A 4,884-nucleotide genomic window follows, 5' to 3' on the forward strand; every position below is an offset into this window, starting at 1 on the left:
ATGAAAGGAATGAATACCAACCGTGGTTCCCGACATTTCATTTACCTGAACCGTACGTTTTTCGGACTGTATAATATGATGCACGATCTTAAAGCGAAAGATGTGGCGATTAATAATTTTAAAAATTATTGTAAGTGATATTTAACTGCAAATCGAAGATTCGACGGAGTCAAAATTCACAAAAGATTTTGATGAATTACAGGTTATTAAAAGAGCCGAAAGGTTTGAAAACGATTTTGTTGGAATAAATGAATCATTACAGGTCGCTCCTACTGAGCTCTCATCTTCTAAAAATAAAAATGTTAGCTATTAACAGTCAGCTCCTGCCGGAGCATTGCTAATACTGTAGGAATTGACTATTAATAGAAAAAATAAAGAGCCGTAAAAGGAAGCTCCGTAGGAGCGACCTGTTAATATTACAATTGTATTTGAATTAAAGTTTAATATAAAAAATATGCCTTCAGGATTACCTTCCAAAATCTGTGAAGTCTGCGGACTGCCCTTCAACTGGCGGAAAAAGTGGAAAAAAAACTGGGACGAAGTAAAATATTGCAGCGAAAGATGCCGGAAAAACAAAAAATCAACATCCTCTGGTTCACCAAAGATTTAAGAACGAGAGATTCAGAATCCTTATACAAAGCGATGCAGGAAGAGTTACCTTTTCTTGCGGTGTATGTTTTTGACTCTGAATTTTTTGCTCAAAAACAGTTCGGTTCGAGAAAAATCGGGAAATACCGTGCAAAATTTTTGCTGGAAAGTGTAGAAAATTTAAAGCAGAATTTAGCGAAACAGAAGATTCCTTTTATAGTCAAATACGGCAAAACGGAAGACGTTTTCAAAGACATTTCCGAAGAATTTGAAGTCGTGAAGATTTTCTGTCAGGAAGAATGGACGAAGGAAGAAACGGAACTTCAGACGAAAATCCGAAGGGTGGTTCCGGCTGCCATTTGGGAAAAATCGTATTCTCAGTTTCTGGTTCATTCGCTTTTTGTTTTTAAGACTTTGGATAAAATTCCGATGCTTTTTACCGCGTTCCGGCAGAAAATTGAAAAAAATCTGCTGATCCGCCCTGAATTTGAATCGGAAGATTTGATGTACGATAAACCGGAAATTCATTTTAAAAGTGATACCATTTCATTAAAATCGCTCGGTTTTGAAGATTTTGAAACGGACGAAAGAACTGCTTTTCCTTTTTCGGGCGGAGAAAATGAAGCTTTAAACAGACTGCATCATTATTTCTCGGAAACGCAGAATCTGAGTCAGTACAAGCAAACCCGAAACGGTTTGGTGGGAACAGATTACAGTTCGAAATTTTCGGCTTGGCTGTCGGATGGAAGCCTTTCTGCGGTAACCATTTATCACGAGATAAAAAAATATGAGGAAGAATTCGGAGCCAATGATTCAACGTATTGGTTGATTTTCGAATTGCTCTGGCGGGATTTTTTCAGATATGTTTCTTTACAGTACAAAGATTTGATTTTCTGGAAAAGCGGAATTAATCATCAAAAGTATTTCGCGGAAAACAATAAAACATTGATTCAAAAATGGAAGGATGGAGAAACGGATTCCGATTTCGTCAATGCCAATATGCTCGAACTGAAAAATACAGGCTGGATGAGCAATCGCGGTCGACAGAATGTAGCTTCCTATTTCTGCAAAATTCTGAAACAGGACTGGAGAATCGGAGCGGCTTATTTTGAGGAAATGCTGATCGATTATGATGTTCACAGCAATTACGGAAACTGGATGTATCTCGCCGGAGTCGGAAATGACAATCGTGACCGGACTTTTAACCCTGAAAAACAGGCAGAAATGTATGATCCTAACCAAGAATTCAGAAAATTATGGCTAAAGCAGTAAAACATACCGCCCAATTAATCTTTCCGCATCAGCTTTTTGAGGATACGGATTATCTTGATAAAAGTCAGCCTGTGTTTTTGATTGAGGAATTTCTGTTTTTTAAGCAGTATTCTTTTCATCAACAGAAGATTGCGTTTCATCGTGCAACAATGAAATTTTACGAAACTGAATTAAAAAAGGCAGGTTTTGAAGTTGAATATATTGAAAGTTCATCGAAATTCAGCGACATGCGAAATTTAATTCCGAAACTTGAAAAAGAAAGTTTTACAACGATAAAAACAACGGATGCTTGCGACAACTGGCTGGAAAAAAGATTAAAGGAAACCAAGTTAGAACTCGAAATTTTGGATAGTCCGCTTTTCATCAATACCAAAGAAGAGCTGAAAGATTATTTTGAAGGTAAAAAATCTTATCATCAGACTGATTTTTACAAACAGCAGAGAATCACCCGAAATATTCTGATGAAAGCCGGAAAACCTTTAGGCGGAAAATGGACGTACGACACCGAAAACCGGAAAAAATATCCGAAAAATAAAAAAGCGCCCGCAATTCATTTTCCGAAAAACAATGAATTTTACGAGGAAGCAAAACAATACACCGAAAAGCATTTTGCAAAGAATTACGGAACGCTTACGGATGAACAGCTCTATCCGACTACTTTTAAGGAGGCTGAACATTGGCTCGAACAGTTTCTGGAAAACCGCTTTCTGGAATTTGGCATTTATGAAGACAGCATCGTGGAAAAGGAACATTTCCTGCATCACAGCGTGCTTTCTCCGTTAATGAATGTCGGACTTTTAAAACCTGAAAATGTGCTGGAAAAAGCTATTTCATTTGCAAAAGACAACGATATTCCGGTGAATTCTCTTGAAGGTTTTGTCCGCCAGATTTTGGGCTGGAGAGAATTTGTTCGCGGGGTTTATGTGTATCAGGGAACGTATCAGCGGAATAAAAATTACTGGAACCATAAGCAAAAACTTCCGGAGTCTTTTTACACCGCCAAAACAGGAATCCGCCCGATTGACAGTTCGCTTCAGAAAATCCTGAAAACCGGTTATGCGCATCACATCGAACGACTGATGATTTTTGCCAACTTTATGAATCTTGCTCAGTTCGATCCGGATGAAGTCTATCAATGGTTTATGGAAATGTTCATCGATTCCTACGACTGGGTAATGGTTCCGAATGTGTACGGGATGAGCAGTTTTTCGGACGGCGGAAAGATGAGCACGAAACCGTACATCAGCGGAAGCAATTATATAAAAAAAATGAGCGATTATCCGGATGAAGAATGGAATGAAAAATGGGATGCTCTGTTTTGGAACTTTATTAATGACAATAAAGAATTTTTTGCTAAAAATCCAAGGTTGGGAATGATGCTGAGAACATTGGAGAAAATGCCGGAAGAGAAACGAAAACAGCATTTTAAATCAGCGAAGGAAGTTATGGGAAATCTGAAATGATTTTTTAACCACAAAAGACACAAAAGAATTGATTGGTAAAAAGTTTTCAAAAGAGCAAAAAATGATTCTATAAAAAGACTTTGCTGAGCGAAACGCCTTTGCGAACAAAAAATATTTTCAAAATTTTAAAGAAAAATCTTTGCGGACTTTGTGTTAAAAATCAAAAAAAATGAACAAAAACCTCAACATACAAGAAATCGACAGAATCATCGAAATGGCTTGGGAAGACCGAACGCCGTTTGAAGCCATACGGTTTCAGTTCGGAATCAGTGAATCTGAAGTGATTGAACTGATGCGTTCGGAACTAAAGGAATCGAGTTTTAAGCTTTGGAGAAAAAGAGTGAATTCGGGAGTGAGCCAGAAACATCTGAAGAAAAGAAGCGAAGAAATTAACCGTTTTAAATGCAGCAGACAGAGAATTATCAGCAATAATAAAATCTCAAAAAGATAATTTTTACCACAAAAGACACAAAAGAATTGTTTGGAAATAAAGTTTTGCAAAAGATCAAAAAAGCATTGTAAATAGAGACTTTATTTCGTCAGACTAAGGATAAACTAAGCTCAGCCTGACAATTTAGAGATAATTAAATGAATAGTATTAGAGATGTCACACTAAGCTTGTCGAAGTGTTTCGAAATAAGACCTTCGTGTTCAAAAAATTAAAACAAAAACATTATGAAAAATATCGTCATTATCGGTTGCGGAAAAGGAATCGGATTAGCAACGGCAAAAATCCTTGCAGAACACCACAAAATCATTGGAATTTCCAGAACGGAAAACCCTGAACTGAATCATCCGAATATCGAATTTCATGCAATGAATATTCTTTCGGAAAATTTAGATGAAATCAGCTTTCCGGAAATTGTAGACGGATTGGTTTACGCACCGGGAAGTATTAATCTGAAACCTTTTAACCGACTTTCTGTGGATGATTTTAAGAATGATTTTGAAGTCAATGTTTTGGGAGCGGTGAAAATTATTCAGAAACTGTTGCCGAATCTCAAAAAGTCGGAAAGTGCCTCTGTTGTGCTTTTCAGTTCCGTGGCGGCAAAACTGGGAATGCCTTTTCACGCTTCGATTGCGGCGAGTAAAAATGCGGTGGAAGGTCTTACGAAAAGTCTGGCGGCAGAATTTTCGGCACAGAAAATCAGGGTGAATGCAATTGCGCCTTCTTTAACGGACACGAATTTAGCATCACAGCTTTTGGCTACGCCTGAGAAAAGAGAAGCTTCTGCGAAAAGACATCCATTGCAAAGAGTGGGAACTGCGGAAGAAATCGCGGAAATGACGGCATTTTTAGTTTCAGATAAATCTTTGTGGATTACAGGACAGATTTTCGGAATCGATGGCGGAATGGGAAGTGTTAAGCTTTAACTTTAGTAAGAGAAGGTTTGAGAGTTTCAGAGTTATTGAGTTATGACTTTGCTACTGATAAATTGCCAGACTATTAAATTGTTACATTATTAAAAATACTTAGATTAAATTTGCATTATGAATACCGACTTTTTCATTGATCTGCTTCATCAGGTTATAGAATTTGAAAACTCCGATGCTTACAAAC

The 4,884-nt window shown here is 37.3% G+C and carries 5 protein-coding genes and 1 pseudogene; all 6 read left to right on the top strand.

The genetic code is table 11. From position 1 onward, the window contains the following. Positions 1 to 138: pseudogene (locus WFK35_RS20625) on the top strand (AarF/ABC1/UbiB kinase family protein); the annotation flags it as partial. A 316-nt stretch (positions 139 to 454) separates the two neighbouring features. Continuing rightward, positions 455 to 610 (top strand): DUF2256 domain-containing protein, encoded by a 156-nt coding sequence (locus WFK35_RS20630; RefSeq protein WP_082423549.1) that lies wholly within the window; start codon positions 455 to 457, stop codon positions 608 to 610. Further along, on the top strand, positions 562 to 1,860 hold the full coding sequence (locus tag WFK35_RS20635; protein WP_336734353.1) for a DASH family cryptochrome: 1,299 nt from the start codon (positions 562 to 564) through the stop codon (positions 1,858 to 1,860). The genes WFK35_RS20630 and WFK35_RS20635 overlap by 49 nt, the downstream gene beginning before the upstream one ends. Then, a complete protein-coding gene (locus WFK35_RS20640) occupies positions 1,845 to 3,323 on the top strand; it encodes a cryptochrome/photolyase family protein (RefSeq protein WP_336734356.1) in 1,479 nt (492 codons plus the stop codon). Before WFK35_RS20635 ends, WFK35_RS20640 begins: the two co-directional genes overlap by 16 nt. 169 nt (positions 3,324 to 3,492) lie before the next feature. Further along, on the top strand, positions 3,493 to 3,774 hold the full coding sequence (locus WFK35_RS20645) for a TIGR03643 family protein (RefSeq protein ID WP_336734358.1): 282 nt from the start codon (positions 3,493 to 3,495) through the stop codon (positions 3,772 to 3,774). Between the two features lie 224 nt (positions 3,775 to 3,998). After that, positions 3,999 to 4,697, top strand: coding sequence for an SDR family NAD(P)-dependent oxidoreductase (locus WFK35_RS20650; RefSeq protein ID WP_336734360.1), 699 nt, complete (start codon positions 3,999 to 4,001; stop codon positions 4,695 to 4,697). Positions 4,698 to 4,884 lie beyond the last annotated feature (187 nt).

Origin of the sequence: Chryseobacterium sp. VD8, from assembly GCF_037149975.1 — a bacterium.
Lineage (GTDB): Bacteria > Bacteroidota > Bacteroidia > Flavobacteriales > Weeksellaceae > Chryseobacterium > Chryseobacterium indicum.